The organism is Erythrobacter westpacificensis (assembly GCF_039542285.1).
GTDB classification, from domain to species: Bacteria; Pseudomonadota; Alphaproteobacteria; order Sphingomonadales; family Sphingomonadaceae; genus Alteraurantiacibacter; species Alteraurantiacibacter westpacificensis.
Map to the genome: position 1 here is coordinate 38,424 of NZ_BAABHV010000006.1, position 17,182 is coordinate 55,605.

The window sequence follows — 17,182 nt, forward strand, 5'->3', positions numbered from 1 at the left end:
AAGAAGGCAGGCCGATAGCGGCAGGCCCTCCCGCCGATGCGCCGCAGGTGCCCAAAACTGCTTCGGGCGGTTCTGTCTATCTCGACGCCTATCTCGCGCCGTTCAAGCATTGGCTGGAGCGGGACACCGTCACCGAAATCCTCGTCAACAAGCCGGGCGAGATGTGGGTGGAAGACGCCGCCCATCCCGGCATGCAGCGCGTGGAACTGAACGCGGTCGACGACAAGCTGATCCAGCGCCTGGCCGAGCAGGTGGCGCGCATCAGCCACCAGGGCATCAACCGCGAGCATCCATTGCTGGGCGCGACGCTGCCGGACGGCGCGCGCATCCAGTTCTGCGGCCCGCCTGCCACGCGCAAGCACTGGGCCATGGCCGTGCGCCGCCACCGCCGGCTGGACCTGCCGCTCGATGCCTACGACGCGGGGCCGCTGGTGCAGCCGAGCGAGGCCGACATGCCCGATCCGCAGGCTGCGCCGATCGCGTTCCTGCGCGCCGCGATCAAAGCGAAGAAGACCGTGCTGATCTCCGGCGGCACCTCCACCGGCAAGACCACCTTCCTCAACGCCATGCTGGGCGAAATCCCGCGCGAGGAGCGGGTGGTGATGGTGGAGGATACGCCTGAACTGAAGTTCCCCGGCGCAAACGCGGTGGGCCTCGTCGCGGTGAAAGGCGAACTGGGCGAGGCCAAGGTGACGGCCAACGAACTGCTGCAATCGGCCCTGCGCCTGAGGCCCGACCGCATCGTGCTAGGCGAATTGCGCGGCGCGGAGAGCGTCAGCTTCCTGCGCGCGATCAATACCGGCCACCCCGGCAGCTTCTCCACCATCCACGCGAACAGCTTGCGCGGCGCGCTGGAGCAGCTGAGCCTGATGGTCATGCAGACCGGCATCGGCCTGACGCGCAGCGACACCATCGCCTATGCCGCCAGCGTGATCGACGTGATCGTGCAATTGAAGCGTGCCGAGGGCAAGCGCGGCATCGCCGCCATTGCACGCGCCAGCGATCTGGTGGAAACCTGGAACTGACGGGCACGCGGCGATTCACCGTTGCCCTTCCCTGACATTTTCGAGGACCGATGAGCACCGCCCCCGATACGCCCGAAGCCGAGCAATCCGCCGCGATCGATCCGGAACAGCTTTCTCCCGAGGAACGCTATTTCAACCGCGAGATGTCGTGGCTGTCGTTCAACGAACGCGTGCTGGAAGAGGCGCGGCGGGCGTCCTACCCGCTGCTGGAGCGGATGCGCTTCCTCTCCATTTCCGGCAGCAATCTCGACGAATTCATGATGATCCGCGTGGCCGGACTTGCCGGGCAGGTTCGCAGCGGCGTGGCGGAAATGTCGCTCGACGCGCGCACGCCCAAGCAGCAGCTTGCCGCGCTCAGCGCCCGGTTCCGCGAGCTGGAAGAACGCCAGCAGGCTGCCCTGCTGGAACTGCTTCCGCTGCTGGCCGAGCAGGGCATCCACATCAAGGGCGAGGACCGGCTGGACGAGGCATCCGATGCCTGGCTGCGGCAGTATTTCCTCGATCATATCATGCCGGTCATCACCCCGCAGGCGATCGACCCCGCGCACCCCTTTCCCTTCGTCGCCAACCTCGGCATCGGCGCGCTGTTCAACCTGACGCGCAACGAGGATGGCAGCCAGCTGGTGGAAATGGTGCTGATCCCCAGTGCCCTGCCGCGCTTCGTCCGCATTCCGGAAGAGGTGGCAGGCGACGAGGCGATCTACGTCGCCATCGAGCGGCTGGTGGTGCGCTTTGCCGACCTGCTGTTCCCCGGCTTCACCATTAACGGCGACGGCGTGTTCCGCGTGCTGCGCGACAGCGATATCGAGGTGGAGGAAGAGGCCGAGGACCTCGTGCGCTATTTCCGCAGCGCCATCCAGCGCCGCCGCCGCGGGCAGGTGATCATGCTGGAGATCGACGAGGGCTTCGATGCCGAGGCCGAGGAACTGCTGCGCGACAAGCTGGAGCTGGAGCAGGCATCCATCACCAAGACCAGCGGGATGCTGGGCATCGTGGGCCTTGCCGAGGTGGTGGAGGAAGACCGGCCGGACCTGAAATTCCCGCCATTCTCCCCCCGCTACCCGGAACGCGTGATGGAGCACGATGGCGACGTGTTCGCCGCCATCCACGAGAAGGACATGGTGATCCACCACCCCTACGAGAGTTTCGAGGTGGTGGTCGATTTCCTGCGGCAGGCGGCAGCCGATCCCAATGTCGTCTCGATCAAGCAATCGCTCTACCGCGCGGGTCAGCAATCTTCCGTCATCAACGCGCTGTGCGAGGCCGCGGAGAACGGCAAGTCCGTGACCGCAGTGGTCGAACTCAAAGCCCGCTTCGACGAGGAGCAGAACCTCAAGTGGGCAGGCGAGCTGGAGCGCTCCGGCGTGCAGGTGATCTACGGCTTCATCGACTGGAAGACCCACGCCAAGATCAGCATGGTCGTGCGACAGGAAGACGGCGGCTATCGCACCTACTGTCACTTCGGCACCGGCAACTATCACCCCGTCACCACCAAGATCTACACCGATCTCAGCTACTTCACCGCCGATCCGGCGCTGGGGCGCGATGCGGCAAAGCTGTTCAATTTCATCACCGGCTATGTGGAGCCCGACCGGCTGGAGCGGCTGGCCATATCGCCGCTGAACCTGCGCGACAGGCTGCTGGCCGATATCGAGGCGGAGATCGCTTTCGCGCGCAAGGGCAAGCCCGCCACGATCTGGTGGAAAATGAACCAGATCACCGAGAAAACCGTGATCGACAAGCTGTACGAGGCCAGCCAGGCGGGCGTGCAGGTGGTGATCGTGTGCCGCGGCATCTGCTGCCTGCGCCCCGGAGTGCCCGGCCTGTCGGACAATATCACGGTGAAATCCATCATCGGCCGTTTCCTGGAGCATGGCCGCATCTACGCTTTCGGCAACGGCCAGCCGCTGCCCAGCGACAAGGCCAAGGTCTACATCTCCAGCGCGGACGTGATGGACCGCAACCTTTATCGCCGGGTGGAAGCGCTGGTGCCGATCATCAACGATACCGTGCACGATCAGGTGCTGGAACAGGTGCTGCTGGCCAACCTGCTCGACACCGAGCAGAGTTGGCTGCTGGATGGCGAAACCGGGGATTACGAGCGCGTGGAAAGCGAGCCCGGACTTGAGGAAGACGGATTCAACTGTCACGAATACTTCATGACCAATCCGTCCCTGTCCGGCCGCGGAGACGCGCTGAAGGAAGATCGCATTCCCAAGCTGACGCTGCGCAAGGGAGCCGTATGACGGCGACCTTCGCCAGCCAGCGGGCGAAGAATGCCGTAAGACCGCAGCGCGCGGTGATCGATATCGGCTCCAACACGGTGCGACTGGTGGTCTATTCCGGCCCGCAGCGCGCGCCCGATGTCTGGCTCAACGAAAAGGTGACGGCGCAGCTCGGCCGTGACCTGGCACGCACGGGCAAGATGCCGCCCGAAGCCATCGCCATCGCCATGCGCGGGCTCAACCGTTTTGCCACGATCCTCAAGGATATCGAGGTGACGAACGTGCGCGCCGTGGCAACCGCCGCCGTGCGCGATGCGAAGAACGGGCCGAAATTCGTGAAGCAGGTGGAGGCGCTCGGCCTCAAGGTGGAAGTGCTTTCCGGCGAGGAGGAGGCCATCACCTCAGCCTACGGCGTAATCGGTGCCTTCCCCGGCGCGACGGGCGTGGTGGCGGACCTTGGCGGGGGAAGCCTGGAACTGGTGGCCATCGGCGATGGGGAGGCTTCGCACGGCGTCAGCCTGCCGCTCGGCACCCTGCGGCTTCCGGCCTTGCGCGAGAGCGGGACAAAGGCGTTCAACAAGACGATCAAGGGCGCGATGGGACGCGCCGACTGGGCAAAGGTGCACCCCGGTCCGCTGTTCATGGTGGGCGGCACCTGGCGCGCGCTGGCCGCCTACGCCATGCACAAGACCAAGTACCCGCTCACCGATCCGCAGGGCTTCACCCTGTCCGTGGCCGAAGCGGACAAGTACGCGAAGAAGCTGGCGCAGATGTCGCCCGATAAACTGTCGAACATTCCCGGCATTTCCTCGAACCGTGCGGAAGGCCTGCCCAACGCCGCGGCCATGCTGCGCCCGCTGATGGCGGCGCTGAAGCCGGAAGGCCTGGTATTCTCCTCTTGGGGCCTTCGCGAGGGCGTGCTCTACCGCGACCTGTCGGACGGCGCGCAGAAACTGGACCCGCTGCTGGCGGCGATCTCCCACTTCACCGAACCGCGCGGCGCATCGCAGACCATGGCGGCGCAGATCGCCGCATGGACCTCCGACGCTGCCCGTTCCGGCACGAACGGCAGCGAGCGTTTGCGGCTGGCTGCGATCATGCTGGCGCAGGCGCAATGGCGGCTGGAGCCGAACATGCGGCTGAAGCACTCGATAGACTGGGCGCTCGACAAGCGCTGGCTTGGCATCACGCACAAGGGCCGCGCCATGCTGGCCGCAGCCCTGCGCGGGGCGAACGGCCAGCTTGCCCCCATGCCCGAACTGGAAGCCGTAGCGAGCCCGGAAGCGCTGCACGAAGCCACCGCCTGGGGCCTCGCCTATCGCCTGTGCCGCCGCCTCGGCGCAGGCTCGCGCCTGTCGCTGCTGTCCAGCAGGCTTACGCGCGAGGGCGACGTGCTGAAGCTGTGGCTGGAGCCGGGCCGCGCGCAACTGGTGTCCGAACAGGTCGAGACCGAACTGGCGAAACTCGCCGGGTGGCTCGGCTGCGAGGGGATCGTCGAGGCCTAACCGTCCTCGAACGGATCCTTGGTCTGTTCGTCGAAGGGCCGCGTGTCGGCGGGTTCGCTGCGATAGGGCGGGCGCTGCGGCAGATTGCGCTCGCCTTTCCACGGCACCTGGTCCACCTCGGTCCACGCGTTCACCGTCAATCGCCAGAATTTCCAGCGGCCGTCTTCTTTTATGAGCCGGTCGTCCCGTGTGCCGATGCCGAACACGAAATTGGTGCGATAGTCGGCGTTCCACTGCACGATCTGGAAGAAACAGCGTACCCGCGCGCCTTCGGGATGGGGGTCCATGATGAACTGGTTCATCAGGTGCTGGCGGCCATACCACCAGTGCTGGCGATCGTACCACAGCGAACGCAGGTTCTCGCGGATGGCATCGTGCCCTTTCACGCGCCCCTGCCACAGGTGATCGAACTCCGCATCGCGGGCGAAAGTGGCGATGGCCTGCTCCTCATCCGCCAGGTCTATTCCCCAGGCGTAGCGGGCGTAGAGTTCCTCGATCTCGCCACGATCCTCGGCCGGCATCACCTGCGGCACGCCGTCCTGCCAGCACGCGCTCTGGCTTGCGTTCATTGATTTTGTCTCCCGTCAAATACCCGCTTGCAATGCGACGCCATAACCCTTTCAATCAAGGGGTAACACGGGAGAGAGCAATGCCGGAAGTATTTCACCCCTTCGCCAGTTTCGGGCTGCAGGAGCGCAAGCCCATGCGGTTCGAGGCAGATGTGTTCGAATGCGAGGTGGAGGGTGAAATCCCGCCGGAACTGGAAGGGTCCTATTTCCGCAGCGGGGGCGACCGGCAGTATCCCAGCCTCGAGGATGACATCATTCTCAACGGCGATGGCATGGTGAGCGCGTTTCATTTCGAGGACGGACACGTGTCCTTCCGCAGCCGCTACGTGCAGACAGAGCGCCTGAAGGCGGAGCGCGGTGCGCGGCGGCGCCTCTATGGCCATTACCGCAACAAGTACACCGACGATCCCAGCGTCTCCAACCTTCCGCAGCGCGACAACACCGGCAACACCTATGCTTTCGAGCATCACGGCAAGCTCTTCGCCCTGCGCGAGGACTCCCGCCCCTACGAGCTCGACATGGACACGCTGGAAACGAAAGGCGTCGGCGATTTCGGGGACCTGAAAAGCACCGCGCTGACCGCGCATCCAAAGATCGACCCGGAAACCGGCGAATGGTGGAGCTACGGCGTCTTTGCCGACGGAGAGCCGAGCACGACGGCCAGCCTCCACGTGTTCGACAGGGACGGGAAGTTGGTGCGCGAACAGATGTTCGAAACGCCCTACCCCGGCCTCAGCCACGACTGGGGCGTGACGCGCGAGCACCTGGTCTTCCCGATCATGCCGCTGGTGGCCGACGATGCCCGCCTGCGCAAAGGCGGGGCCTATTACGAATACGATCCGGACCTGCCAAGCAAGTGGGGCGTAATGCCCCGCGACGGGGATCCGGCGAAAGACATGCGCTGGTTCGACATTCCCGGCCTCGTGATGGGTCACGTGATGAACGCCTATACCGAGGGCGACCGGGTGATCCTCGATACGCCTGCGTCCCCCGGCAACTGTTTCAGCTTCTTCGCCGACAAGGCGGGCCGCTTCCCCACCATGCCGGAAACGATCACGCAGATCACCCGCATCGTCTTCGATCTTTCGAAGCCCGATGACGAGGCGGTGAGCCTGCACCCTGTCGAGGGCGCGCTCGGCGACATGCCCAAGATCGACGACCGCTTTGCCATGTCGAAGCATTCGATCGGCTATTTCGCCCTGCGCGATTTTCCGCAGATGGGCGTTGGCCAGATCATGTGGGACCAGGTTGGCCTTGGGGGCGAACTGCGGGTCCACGAACTCGCCGGCGCCGCCGCGCAGGAGCCTGTCTTCATCCCGCGCAGACCGGATGCGCCGGAGGGCGATGGCTTCATCCTCACCGTGGTCGACCGGTTCGAGGAGAAGAGAGCCGACCTGCTGATCCTCGACGGCAACGATGTCAGCAAGCCGCCGCTGGCGACCATCAAGCTACCCTTTGCCATGCCCATGGCCTTCCACGGCTGCTGGGTTCCTTCGGAGAAAGCTGCATGAGCAACGACAAGTACAAGGCCCGCCTGGAAGAACAGTTGAGCGAACTGGAAAGCCGGCTGGAGCGGATCGAGCGCGATCTGGACGAGCCGCACGATCCCGATTCAAGCGAACGCGCAGTGCAGATGGAGGACGACGAGAGCCTGGAAGCCCAAGCCCGGCTGGTGACGCGCGAGATAACCTCGACCAAGCGCGCGCTCGATCGCATCGAGAAGGGCGAATACGGCTATTGCGTCGAATGCGGGGAGGAAATTTCCGACGGGCGGCTGGAAGCGCGGCCCGAATCAGCGCTCTGCATCAACTGCGCGAAAAAGGGATAGCGGCGAATTCACGCGATTTTCCGGATACATCCCCTGGTCCATGTGTTGAAGGCCACGTGACCGGGGGGAAACCGGAAAGTTGAAAGTGAAATGCGTGATCTCGTGGGGATCGCCCTCATTGCCCTGGTCGTAATCGGATGCCTCGTCGCCTACTGGCAGATGCAGCGCGCCCGCAAGCGTCGTCGCAAGGAAGCCTACTGGCCCTGATATCGGCTAGCTAGCCTGTCACCCTGTTCACGAATCCTGCGACCATGCGCTCCACCTCCGTCTGGCTGCTGCCGAAGGACAGGGCCGGCGTCAGGTGATTGTGGCCGGTGAGGTAATGCATCTCGGGCAGACGGCCCTTGGTTGCTGACCATTGCGCGACCACTTGCGCAGCCTGCTTCTGGAAATCGTCGGGATCGAATTCCGCCACGCTGAACTGCATCGGCACGCCCGATGCCAGCAGCCCCGCCAGAGCGGAAGCCGGTCCCCAGCCCTTCACGTCCTCGCCGTAGTAGGCCTTGTTGAAATCATTGTGCGCGCTGGTGCGCGTGTCGTAGATGCCGCTGAGGAACATGGCCCCGGCGATGCCCTCTGCATGTTCGCGCGCGTGGGCGAGATAGTTCGCCACGTGGCTGGCCCCTGCGCTCTGGCCCATCAGCACGATTTTCGCCGGATCGCCGCCGTGTTCGCCCACGTTCAGCCGCAGCCATTCGGCCAGCAGGCGCAGGTCCTCCACGCCGCTGGGGAAGCGATTGGCGGGCGCGAGGCGATAGGTCGCCGTCACGCCCACCCAGCCCATCCGAGCGGCGAAATCGCCGATGTTGGAATAGAACGGAGAGCCCTCCGTATGCTTGTCCCCCATCACGAAGCCGCCGCCGTGCAGGAACACCAGCACCGGCGCGCCGGAGGGAGAGCCTTGCGTAAACAGGTCCAGCCGGTGCCGTTCGTCAGGGCCATAGGCGATGTCGCGCGTTATCTGCGTTTCCCCAGCCACCCCCTTGTTCAGCGCCTTCATCATGACCTGGGTGCCGCCCAGCATTTCGGGCGAGAGTTCCGTTCCCAGCGCTTCCAGTTCGGCTCGCATATCAGGCGTCATCTTGGCTCTCCATCAACAGGACAGGCTTGATCGCGGCGCCGCTCTTCGCATCGGCGAAGGCGCGCTCGATCTCGGCAAAGGGATACATTTTCAGCATCCGGTCGAACGGCAGCAGGCCCTGCCGCCAGTACTCGGCCAGTTGCGGCAGGAAGGTGCGCGGATTGGCATCGCCGCCAAGGATGCCGCGCAATTGCCGTCCGCCCGCCAGCATCGCGAACATCTGCGGCGACCACGGCCCGTCCTTGCCCGGCAGCGGCGCGGCGACGAACCCGGCGGTGCCGTTCATCGCCAGCACTTCCAGCGCAAGGGTATGCACCGCGCCCGCATTGGTGGTGTTGAAGGTGTAATCCACGCCGCGGCCCGTCACCTGTCGGATGGCCTCGGCAAGCCCGTCCTGGTCGCCGCGGAAGGTGTCGGTCGCCCCGAATTCGCGGGCCAGTTCCAGCCGTTCGTCAGACAGGTCCACCGCCACGATCCGCCTCGCCCCCACCAGCTTCGCTGCCATCACGGCAGACAGGCCCACGCCCCCGGTGCCGAATACCGCGATGGTATCGCCGAAGCCGACTTTCAGCGCCTCGATCACGCCGCCAGCTCCCGTCACGACTCCGCAGCCGAGGGGCCCGAGTTTTTCCAGCGGCAGGTCTTTCGCCATCTTCACCGCCGTGCGCTGGGGCACGATCGAATGGGTGGCGAAGCTGGACTGGCCGAAGAAGTGCGAATGTACCGTCTCGTCGCCTGCACAAAGCGCGGTGGAGCCATCCAGCCGCTTGCCGCCGAAGCACAGCGGCATGGCAAGGTCGCAATAGGTCGGACGACCGGCGAGGCAGCTGGGGCACTGCCCGCAGGAATTGCCGGACAGGATCACGTGATCGCCCACGGCGAAGCCCGTCACGCCCTCGCCCAGTTCCTCCACCACGCCCGCGCCCTCGTGGCCCAGCACGATGGGCTGGGGCGAGTGCCTGCCGGGATGTTCGTGCAGGTCCGTATGACAAATGCCGGTGGCGACGAGGCGGATGCGCATCTCGCCCGCGCGCGGCGCTTCCTGTTCCAGTTCGACCAGTTGCGGCGCGTCGCCGCCCCGTCCGGAGAGGGCTGCGGTGATCTTCATGCGCCTTCTCCGAGATGATGATCGTTGCGGATATCCGCGACCTCGCCGGTCTGCGTCAGCAGGCTCTTGCGCCTGAGGAACCGGCGCAGGCTTTCCGGCCCGATGCGCGGCGCACCGTGACCGGACCAGCCGAAGCTGTCGGTGCCGAACGTGCGCATCTTGGCAAAGGTGAGGAAGGTGTCCTGCAGGAAGATGCCGCCCGCGTTCAGCCGCCGCCCGATGGCCTCGGCTTCCTCCGCGCTGCCCGCGATCACGCTGGCGGTGAGGCCGAACTGCGTATCGTTGGCGAGGCGCACGGCTTCGTCGGTGTCGGAGTAGGCCATGACCGGGATCGTCGGGCCGAAGGTCTCATCCTGCATGATCGCCATGCCGTGCGTCACCCCGGTCAGCACCGTGGGGCGCAGGTAGCGGCCGCCGCCGATATCCTCGATCTCGCCGCCGCATTGCACCTTTGCGCCCTTGGCGACGGCATCGGCAATGTGGCCCGCCACGATATCCGCCTGCGGTCCGTGGGTGAATGGCCCGATATGCCCCCCGCGCGGGTTATCGGCGTTGAGGCGCACCTCGCCCGCCTTTTCCACCAGCGTTGCCACGAAGGCATCGTGGATCGCCTCGTGCACGTAGACCCGCTCCACCGAATAGCAGACCTGCCCGGTGGCATAGACCGCGCCGCGCAGCACGGCGGTGGCAGCGCGCTCGATATCGGCGCTTTCGGTGACGATGCACGGGTCCTTGCCGCCCAGTTCGAGGTGGCAGGGGATCAACCGCTCCGCACAGGCCACGGCGACCTTGCGCCCGGTGGGGACGGAGCCTGTGAAGCAGACCGTGTCCGCCTGCTCGATCACCGCCTGCCCCACCGCGCCCGGCCCGGCGACGTAATCGAACACGGCGGCGAGTTCGGGCACTTCGCGCACGGTTTCGAACAGGGTTTCGATCACGCGCGGCGTCACTTCGGAGGGTTTGAGCAGGACCGAAGAGCCCGCGAACAGCGCGGGCACGGCGTCGAGCAATGCCAGCATCAGCGGCGCGTTCCACGGGCTGATGACGCCCACCAGCGGATAGGCCACCACCTGCGACTGCACCCTCACGCTGGGCATCGAAGGGCTCATCGCGTCATAGTCCAGCGCGGCGAAGGCCTTTGGCGCGTCCTCCAGCCAGCCACCGATATTGCCCATGGTGATGAAGCCCTGGAGGTAGCTGGTGTGGCAGCCGCCGGTGTCGTGGGCATCGGCCTCGCCGATATCGGCGGCCCGCGCCTTCACCGCCTGCAGCCAGCGCGCCATCACACCGCAGCGCCCGCCTACGCCCAACGCTTCCCACGCGGGCTGCGCCTCGCGCAGCGCCGCGGCCTTTGCCGCCACATCGTCCCGGCTGGCCGGGGTGATGGCATGATCCGCCGTCCCGGTTCGCGGGTTGATGACTTCCAGCTTGCCCATCTTGCTCTCCCTGTTCGATGGCCAGCCTAGGCTGCTTGCAAGGTTTTACCTATTCAAAAACCGTAGCGCAGGCCGATCCAGAATGTTTGCGGCGCACCGAGATCGAGATCGCCGCCGCTGTTGCGGGTGACGATCTCTTCGTCGAGCAGGTTTTCCGCCCGCGCGACGGCCGACAGCGGACCGAACAGCGGCACCTGCGCGAAGAGGTCTACCGTGGTGGCGGCGGGCAGCGGCTCGGTTTCCTGGTCGCTTTCGAACTGCTTGCCAACGTGGCGCAGCGTTGCTGCCAGCAGCGCGCCTTCCGCAGGCTCCCAGCTGGCCGTCGCACTGGCGGCGAAAGTGGGCGTCTGCGGCGGCAGGTTGCCGTCGAGCACGGAAGCGGGGCCTGTGCCCTCGATCTCCGGCGAGAGGAAGGTCAGCGTGCCGTCGAAGCCGAATTGCCCGGCATCCACGGATGCGGCCAGTTCCAGCCCCTGCGCGTCGATCGCATCGAGATTGCGGCGCTGGCGCAGGTTTTCTGCCAGCGTCACGTTGGCGATGGCATTCTTCACCTTGTTATCGAAGAAGGTTGCGGACAGGCGCATCCAGTCGGCAGCGGCCAGGTCCATGCCGAATTCCCAGCCTTCCAGCCGCTCCGGTTCCAGCTGGGCATTGGCCTGCGTCACCACGGGGAACACCACGAAGGGGCGGTAAAGTTCGTTGATGGTGGGCAGGCGGAAACCGCTGTAGGCCGCCGTGCGCAAGGTGAGCTTGCGGCTCATCTGCAGGCGGGCACCGGCGCGCCAGGTCACCTCCCAGTCGGAACGGTCGGCGAAGGTATCGTCGGTCACCACGGTGCCGTCCGCCTCTACGGCGCGGTAGAAACCGTCATTGATCGAATAGCGATCCGCGCGCAGGCCACCCGTCAGGGTGATCGGGCCGTAATTCCAGTCGTAATCGGCGAACAGGCCGAGATCGTCGTTGTTGCCCCCGGCAAAGCGGTTCTCTGTCAGGTTGCCGCTGAAGGAGGAGTAGGCGTCCTCGAACAGGTCGCCCTCGCTGCGGCGATAGTCGACGCCAAGGCGCAGGGTGTGGTTCTCGCCCAGCGGCGGGCGCACCTCGATCTTGCCGCCAAGACCGCTGGCGGGCGTATCCTTCTGGTCCAGCACGCGCACGAAGCGGGTGGAGGAGATGATGACGTTCGAGAAATTGCGCCACTGGGCATAGGCCAGCGCGTCCACCTGCCACGGCCCGCGTGAGACGACGCGCAGCGACACGTCCTCGCCCCGGATGCGGCTGTCCGCGCCTTCGAAGCGCAGGGTGCGGTTATCCTCGAACGCGAGGCCGCGGAGCTGCACTTCCAGGTTGTCGCCAAGCTGCTGCACCACGCGGCCACTGGCGGACCAGCTATCGTAGGCGGCACGCGCGGTGGCGGGCACGCGGTCGGCCTCCGGCGTGGTGTAAAAGCCCTTGCCCCGGTCCCAGCGTCCGCTGGCGACGGCATAGCCGCCGTCCCACGACGGCGCGATGGTGGCGGAGGTCTGCGTGCCGCCGCGATCGTTCACCAGTGCCTGACCGCTGACAAGGCCCAGCGTCTGCGGATCGGCGCTGGTCAATTCGATGGCACCCGCCAGCGCGCCCGCGCCGAACGGCCCGGTGCCGCCGCCGCGCGTCACCCGGATGGAGGAAAGCCGCTCGGGCGCGATGGCGTTGAACGGCACGTAGCCGAAGAAGGGATCGACCATCGGCACCCCGTCCAGCAGTACCAGTGCCCGGCTGGAAGCGTTGCCGCCCAGCGCGCGCAGGGTTGCGCCCTGCGCCGTGGGGTTGGAGCTGCGGCTGTCGGAGCGGCGGAACTGCTGGAAGCCGGCAACGGAATTCAGCGTATCCTCCAGCGTGCCCGATCCGGTGGTGACGATCTGCTCGCGGTCCAGCTCGATCACCGAATAGGCGGGAACGGAGGGCGCATCCTCCAGCCCTTCACCCAGCACGATGATGGGATCGCCCACGGGCTCGTCCTGCGCGAATGCGGGAGCGGAAGAAAGCGTTGCTGCGGCACTGGCGAGAAGCAGGTATTTCATGATGACTCACATTCGAAATTGATTTTGTCCGGCTCTCTAGCGGCGAATGCTTGCCGCGTCACCCCGCCTTTGGCACTAAGGCGGCAGGGAGAGGGATATCGGCGATGGGAAAATCCGGAAAATTCGCGCTCGGCTGTGCTCTGGCGGCGCTGGCGATAACGCAGGTGGCGGCGCAGACGGTGCCCGATTTCGCCCCGGTCACCGATGCGGAAATCCAGCAGCCCGATCCGTCGGATTGGCTCAGCTGGCGGCGCACGCTGGATAGCTGGGGCTATTCCCCGCTCGACCAGATCGACACGAGCAACGTGCAGAACCTGCGCCTCGTCTGGGCGATGCCGCTCAACTCCGGCCACCAGGAAGGCACACCGCTGGTGCGCGACGGGATCATGTATTTCCCTGGCCCGGCGGACACGATCCACGCCATCGACGCAAAAAGCGGCCAGCTCATCTGGCGTCATGCGCGCGACCTGCCGGAGGATATCGGCAACTACCTGCCGGTCTACGATACCACCCGTAACGTCGCGCTCTATGGCAACCTCGTCATCGGCAATTCGGCGGACAACTATCTCTACGCGCTCGACGCCCGCACGGGCGAACTCGCGTGGGAGACGCAGATTCTCGACTATCGGCAGGGCGCAAAGCAATCGAGCGGGCCGATCATTGCCAATGGTCTCGCCATCACCGGGCGATCATGCGAGCCGGAGGGCGGACCGGCGGCCTGCGTAATCGTCGCGCACGATGCGCAAACGGGCGAGGAAGTCTGGCGCACGCCGATCATCGCGCAAGGGTCCGATCCCAACGATGCCACCTGGGGCGGCGTGCCGCTGGCGGACCGGCAACAAGTCGGCGCGTGGATGATCCCCAGCTTCGATCCCGAACTCGGCCTTGTCTACATGGGCACGTCGGTCAGCGCGCCGACGCCGAAGATACGGCTGGCGGGCAATGACGAGACCTATCTCTACCATAATTCCACACTCGCGCTGGACGTGGAGACGGGCGAGATCGTCTGGCACTACCAGCACCTGGTAGACCAGTGGGACATGGACCACACGTTCCCGCGCATGCTGATAGACCAGCAGGTCGCGCCCGATCCGGCAGACGTGGAATGGATGGCCCCCGATATCGAGCCGGGCCGCACCTATCGCACGCTGTCGGGCGTGCCTGGCAAGACCGGCGTGATCTACACGCTGGACCGGGAGACGGGGAAGTTTCTCTGGGCGCGTCCCACGCTGCAGCAGAACCTCGTCGGCCACATCGACGGCGCGACCGGGCGGGTGACGGTGAACCCAGAGACCATCCCTAGCCGCTACGGCGAGAACATCACTATCTGCCCCGCCCCCACCGGCGGCGCGAACTATTACGCCCCCGCCTACAGCCCGCTGACGCAGACGATGTATTTCCCCCTCACCAACACCTGCGCGGAAATGTCCGCGCTGGACCCGGCAGATGGCGACACGGGCATCTACGGCATCGCCACGCGCGCCTACGCCAACCCGGAGGCGGGCGGCATGATCGGCGCGATCCACGCGGTGAACGCGGTGACGGGCAGGAGCGAGTGGACCTACCGGCAGCGCGCGGGCACGCAGTCATTGCTCACCACCGGCGGCGGTCTGTTGTTTGCAGGCGATGCGGAAGGCTTCGTGCTAGCGATGGACCAGCGCAGCGGCGAAGTGCTGTGGTCGATGAACGTCGGCTCCTCGGTCATGGGCTATCCGGCGACCTTCGCGGTGGACGGGCAGCAGTATCTCGCTGTCTCGACAGGCTTCTGGCTAAGCGACAATTTCACCCCCGAAATCCAGCACGGCCGGCAGAACACGCTGTTCGTCTTCGCCCTGCCCGAGGCTGGTATCGGCCACCGCGGGCCTCAGCGGGAGCAGGTGAACCCGGCGGGCGCGATGGGATCGGCCGATGCGCCTCCTCCGGGCAGCAATATCGGCGGTTTCAGCCGCGCGGCCTCCAGCGGAGTGTTCTCCGCCGCGCAGGCCGAGGCGGGCCTCGCCGTCTACCAGCGCGCCTGCGCCGCCTGCCACGGACCGGACCTGCAAGGCGCGGGCGGCGTCGCCCCCATTCGTGGGGCCGCCTTCCTGAGCCGCTGGCGCGGTCGCAGCGTGGCGGAACTGTTCGCCTACACCCGCGAGGCCATGCCGATGGGCGCACCCGGCTCGCTGAGCGATCCCGACTACCTGGCGGTGACGGCCTACATGCTGAAGCAGAACGGCTTCCCGGCGGGCGAGACGGCGCTGGACCCGGACGAGGCTCTGCTGGCGGCCATCGGGATCGATTGAGGCAGGAGGCTGAGAATGGGTAGGGAACTACCTCACCGTTTCAACGCGGAAATGCCTCGGCCACAAGAAGTATCGAACCACCCGTATAGTGGCAGTAACCCATTACCATTATTGCACCGGGCCATTGAGTTTCGCATTGCCCAACGCGCCCTACAAACAGTGTGCGTTTAGGCCGGTCAGGTGGCTCGCCTATGCTGTCCCACTGCGCGTAAATCCCTATCCGCTCACCTCTGAGCCGATCGGTTGTATTCGAGAGTCGAAACCTAGCATCGCTCGACGAACCAAAGAGCGCCCGTCCTGACCAATATCCCTCTACCTTGACGCACTCGCCGATCAGTCCTTCGGCGTCGGCAGCCAAAACTGAAAAGGATACAGGTCTAGCAACGGCTTGGTTGCAGTCCGTTGGGTTCGACCAGGCGCTCATTATAATCTCATCTTGCGCGGTTTCATCAGCCTTCTGGGCAGACGCGTTCAACCCCGCGGCAAGAGTTGCGACGCCAGCAAACAAGGCGACCAATCGAATAAACATGCTTATTGATACCATCTATCAATTAGACAGCAATCTGGTCGGTCGGATGGTTAGACCTCCACACTCGCATCCGTGAGGATCGTCTTCGTCTCGACATAGCCCCAGATGCCCTCGTCGCCGCCTTCGCGGCCGATGCCGGATTGCTTGAAGCCGCCGAAGGGCGCGGTCCATTCCATGCGCATGCCGTTCTGGCCGACGACGCCCGTGCGTACGCGGCGCGCGATGTCATAGGCAGCCTGCGCGTCGTTGGTGAAAACACTGCCGTTGAGGCCGTAGTCGCTCTCGTTGGCGATGCGGATGGCGTCTTCCTCGTCCTCTGCCGGGATCAGGCACAGGACGGGGCCGAAGATTTCCTCCTGCGCGATCTTGCTCTGGTTATCGACGTTCGCAAACAGCGTGGGCTCAATATAATAGCCCTTGTTCATGTGGCTGGGGCGATGGCCGCCTGTCACGAGGTCCGCGCCGCTCGCCTTGCCCGCCTCGATATACATCTCGATGCGTTCGAGCTGGCGGTGCATGGCGACCGGGCCGAGCTGGGTGTCCTCGTCCTCGGGATGGCCGATCTTCACGCCTTTCATCACGCCCGCGATGGCCTCGGCCAGTTCGTCGTGACGGGCGCGTGGCACGATGGCGCGGCTCAGCATGGCGCAGACTTGCCCGCTCATCACGGTGATGGTGTTGCCGAGGATGTTCGCCGCCGCCTCGATGGGGAAATCGTCGCGCACGATCGCCGCGCTCTTGCCGCCCAGCTCGAATGTCGCGCGCACCATGCTGCCGCCCGCAACGCTGGCGATGTGCTTGCCCGCAGCGGTCGAGCCGGTGAAAGTGATCTTGTCGATGTTGGCCGAATGGATCAGGTGGTCCGCCGCCTCGCGATCGGACGGAACGAGGTTCACCGTGCCTGGGGGCATTCCCACGGCTTCGGCCGCCTCGGCGATGATATAGGCTTCCAGCGGGGTTTCGGGCGACGGTTTCATCACCACGGTGCAGCCCGCGATCAGGGCATAGAACGCCTTGTTGGCCATGATCGCGAACGGCCCGTTCCACGGCGCGATGGCGACGACGACGCCCACGGGCTCGCGCACCACGGTGACGGTGTCCACCGCCATGCCGGGGCGCTGCTCTGTCCAAGCGAAGCGTTCGCCAAGGCTGGCAATCCCGCGCAGCCCAGCCACGCCGCCTGCGTGCATCGGGCCTGCCGCGCTCGCAAGCCCGCCCACCTGCGCCGTCCACGCCGCCGCCAGTTCGGGCACGCGGGTTTCGAGGTAGTCGACCATTTCCATCAGCTTGGCCTGACGCTCCTGCGGCGAAAGGCGCGGCCACGGACCATTGTCGAAGGCATCGCGCGCAGCAGCCACGGCTGCGTCCATGTCGCGATTGCCGGCATGGGCGACGCGGGCGATCACTTCCTCGCTGGCGGGGTTCACCATCTCGATGGAGGCGTTGGACTGCGGCTTCACCCACTCTCCGCCGATGAACAGCTTGTCCGGGTGGGCGATGTTGACGTTTTCGGGGGTCATTGCCTTGTCCT

12 protein-coding genes are annotated in these 17,182 nt (G+C 65.5%); 6 read left to right on the forward strand and 6 right to left on the reverse strand.

What is annotated here, in order from left to right; translation table 11 throughout:
• Positions 1–14: 14 nt before the first annotated feature.
• The 3 genes from virB11 to ABFX23_RS03710 are packed head-to-tail and all read left to right on the forward strand — an operon-like array spanning position 15 to position 4,755.
• Positions 15–1,025, forward strand: coding sequence for a P-type DNA transfer ATPase VirB11 (gene virB11, locus ABFX23_RS03700; RefSeq protein ID WP_346031847.1), 1,011 nt, complete (start codon positions 15–17; stop codon positions 1,023–1,025).
• A gap of 50 nt (positions 1,026–1,075) precedes the next feature.
• On the forward strand, positions 1,076–3,271 hold the full coding sequence (locus ABFX23_RS03705; protein WP_346031776.1) for an RNA degradosome polyphosphate kinase: 2,196 nt from the start codon (positions 1,076–1,078) through the stop codon (positions 3,269–3,271).
• On the forward strand, positions 3,268–4,755 hold the full coding sequence (locus ABFX23_RS03710; RefSeq protein WP_346031777.1) for a Ppx/GppA phosphatase family protein: 1,488 nt from the start codon (positions 3,268–3,270) through the stop codon (positions 4,753–4,755). The genes ABFX23_RS03705 and ABFX23_RS03710 overlap by 4 nt, the downstream gene beginning before the upstream one ends.
• On the opposite strand, the gene ABFX23_RS03715 is transcribed toward ABFX23_RS03710, so the two are convergent.
• The gene (locus ABFX23_RS03715) at positions 4,752–5,324 is read right to left on the reverse strand and encodes a nuclear transport factor 2 family protein (RefSeq protein WP_346031778.1); all 573 of its coding nucleotides are present in this window, start codon (positions 5,322–5,324) and stop codon (positions 4,752–4,754) included. The genes ABFX23_RS03710 and ABFX23_RS03715 overlap by 4 nt on opposite strands.
• A gap of 80 nt (positions 5,325–5,404) precedes the next feature.
• On the opposite strand from ABFX23_RS03715, the gene ABFX23_RS03720 reads away from it, so the two are divergent.
• Both ABFX23_RS03720 and ABFX23_RS03725 read left to right on the forward strand, forming a co-directional pair.
• Complete coding sequence (locus ABFX23_RS03720) at positions 5,405–6,835, forward strand: carotenoid oxygenase family protein (protein WP_346031779.1); 1,431 nt, start codon at positions 5,405–5,407, stop codon at positions 6,833–6,835.
• Entirely contained in the window at positions 6,832–7,152 is a 321-nt protein-coding gene (locus ABFX23_RS03725; RefSeq protein WP_346031780.1) for a TraR/DksA family transcriptional regulator, read from the forward strand. Before ABFX23_RS03720 ends, ABFX23_RS03725 begins: the two co-directional genes overlap by 4 nt.
• Positions 7,153–7,369: 217 nt before the next feature.
• On the opposite strand, the gene ABFX23_RS03730 is transcribed toward ABFX23_RS03725, so the two are convergent.
• Genes ABFX23_RS03730 through ABFX23_RS03745 form a run of 4 tightly spaced genes read right to left on the reverse strand, consistent with a single transcriptional unit; the run spans position 7,370 to position 12,837 of the window.
• The gene (locus ABFX23_RS03730) at positions 7,370–8,233 is read right to left on the reverse strand and encodes an alpha/beta hydrolase (protein WP_346031781.1); all 864 of its coding nucleotides are present in this window, start codon (positions 8,231–8,233) and stop codon (positions 7,370–7,372) included.
• A complete protein-coding gene (locus ABFX23_RS03735; RefSeq protein WP_346031782.1) occupies positions 8,223–9,341 on the reverse strand; it encodes an NAD(P)-dependent alcohol dehydrogenase in 1,119 nt (372 codons plus the stop codon). Before ABFX23_RS03735 ends, ABFX23_RS03730 begins: the two co-directional genes overlap by 11 nt.
• A complete protein-coding gene (locus tag ABFX23_RS03740; protein WP_346031783.1) occupies positions 9,338–10,777 on the reverse strand; it encodes an aldehyde dehydrogenase family protein in 1,440 nt (479 codons plus the stop codon). Before ABFX23_RS03740 ends, ABFX23_RS03735 begins: the two co-directional genes overlap by 4 nt.
• A 53-nt stretch (positions 10,778–10,830) precedes the next feature.
• Positions 10,831–12,837, reverse strand: coding sequence for a TonB-dependent receptor plug domain-containing protein (locus tag ABFX23_RS03745; protein WP_346031784.1), 2,007 nt, complete (start codon positions 12,835–12,837; stop codon positions 10,831–10,833).
• A gap of 104 nt (positions 12,838–12,941) precedes the next feature.
• On the opposite strand from ABFX23_RS03745, the gene ABFX23_RS03750 reads away from it, so the two are divergent.
• Entirely contained in the window at positions 12,942–15,122 is a 2,181-nt protein-coding gene (locus tag ABFX23_RS03750; RefSeq protein WP_346031785.1) for an outer membrane protein assembly factor BamB family protein, read from the forward strand.
• 579 nt (positions 15,123–15,701) lie between these two features.
• Here the strand turns inward: ABFX23_RS03750 and ABFX23_RS03755 are convergent.
• Complete coding sequence (locus ABFX23_RS03755; RefSeq protein ID WP_346031786.1) at positions 15,702–17,171, reverse strand: aldehyde dehydrogenase; 1,470 nt, start codon at positions 17,169–17,171, stop codon at positions 15,702–15,704.
• Positions 17,172–17,182 lie beyond the last annotated feature (11 nt).